The following is a 1,849-nucleotide window of genomic DNA, read 5'->3' as shown; positions in this document are numbered from 1 at the left end:
TTCGACGAGGCCACGGTCCAGCGCTGGGCCGACCACTACCTGGCCTTGGTCGGGCAATGGCTGGAAGACGCCAGCGTGCAACCGGCGGCAATGCGGTTGCTCGATGACGCGGGCTGCCACCGGTTCTTGGCGAGCACACGATGCGAGCCGCAGCCGATCCCGGTCGAGCACACCCTGCATGGCTGGATCGAGCATCGGGCGGCACAGGCGCCGGAGGCGCTGGCGGTGCTGGCTCCCGGATGTGCGATGCGGTACGCGGACCTGAACGAAGCGGCCAATGCACTGGCCTGGCAATTGCTGGATCGGGGCATCCGGGTCGAGGATCGCGTAGCGATCCTGGCCGAACGCGGGCCGGAGCAGATCGTTGCCATCCTGGCCGTCTGGAAAGCGGGCGGCGCCTATGTGCCCCTGGACCTGGGGTACCCGGACGACCGCCTGCGCTACATGCTGCAGGACAGTGCTCCCATGGCGGTGCTCTGCGGCAAGGGACTGGCGGCAAGGGCAGGCACGCTTGCCCCGTCGGCGGCGTTGATCGACCTGACGTCGATGCCCGCCGGTTCTTCCCGCGGCAATCCGCGGGTCGCCGGTCTGGACGTGGAGGCGCTGGCCTATGTGATCTATACCTCCGGCTCAACCGGGCGGCCGAAAGGCGTCATGGTCGAGCACCGTTGCGTGCTCAACCTTTGGGCGGACCTGGAGCGGCAGGTGCTGGGCGACTTGCCGGCCGATGCCCGGGTCGGACTCAATGGCTCGTTGTCCTTCGACGCCTCGGTCCAGTCGTTGATCCAGCTCCTGTCCGGCCGCTGTCTGGTCGTGATCCCACAATGGGTGCGCCAGGATGCTGCGGCGATGGTGGCTTACCTGCGCGAGCATCGGGTGCGTGCCTTCGATTGCACGCCCTCGCATCTGGAAGGCCTGCTCGCTGCCGGCCTGCTCGATCAGCCCGACTACCATGCCGATGCGGTGCTGGTGGGCGGCGAGGCGATCGTCGGCAAACTCTGGCAGCATCTGGCGCAGGACGAGCGGTGCCGATACTTCAACGTCTACGGTCCGACCGAATGCACCGTTGATGCGACCCTGACCCGGATCCGCGCGGTCGACACGCCGCACATCGGCCGCCCCGTGGCCAATACGCAGGTCTACATCGTCGATCGTTTCGGGCAGGTGGTGCCGCCTGGTCAGGTGGGTGAAATCTGGATTGGCGGAGCCGGTGTCGGGCGCGGTTACCTGAACCAGCCGGAGCTGACGCAGGGCCGCTTCATCGCCGATCCCTTCCAGCCCGACCGGGAAGCGCGTGTCTACCGTACGGGCGATCTTGGCCGTTGGCGCGGGGACGGCAGCATCGACTATCTGGGACGCAACGACTTCCAGGTCAAGGTCCGGGGCTACCGGATCGAGCTGGGTGAAATCGAGGCCCAGTTGTGTGCCTGTCCGGGAGTCCGCGATGCCGTCGTGCTGGTCCGGGAGGATGTGCCGGGCGATCCACGCCTGGTCGCGTATTTCCGGACCGATGGCTCGCGTCCATTGCAGGTTGCGGACCTGCGCGACTGGCTGACGGCGCGCCTGGCCGACTTCATGGTGCCGGCCGCGATGGTGCGCGTCGAGGACTGGCCGTTGACTCCCAACGGCAAGCTCGATCGCCCGGTCCTGCCGGCTCCGGACGACGCCAGTTACGGCCAACGCGATTTTGAAGCCCCGGAAGCGGGTCTGGAGACGGCGCTGGCGGGTGTGTGGCAGGAGGTGTTGCGGGTGCCGAGGGTGGGTCGCCGGGACAGCTTCTTTGCCCTGGGCGGCCACTCGCTGCTGGCGATGCAACTGGTGGCGCGGGTGCGCGAGCAGTTGCAGGCGC

1 protein-coding gene is annotated in these 1,849 nt (G+C 67.8%); it reads left to right on the top strand.

The features are described from left to right. Positions 1 to 1,849 (top strand): non-ribosomal peptide synthetase (locus ASG87_RS09670; RefSeq protein ID WP_157511000.1); only part of this gene is annotated, 1,849 nt, incomplete at both ends.

Source organism: Frateuria sp. Soil773 (assembly GCF_001428405.1).
Taxonomy (GTDB): Bacteria; Pseudomonadota; Gammaproteobacteria; order Xanthomonadales; family Rhodanobacteraceae; genus LMSL01.
Note: the sequence above shows the minus strand (reverse complement) of the source record. Positions and strands in the feature narration are given on the sequence as shown.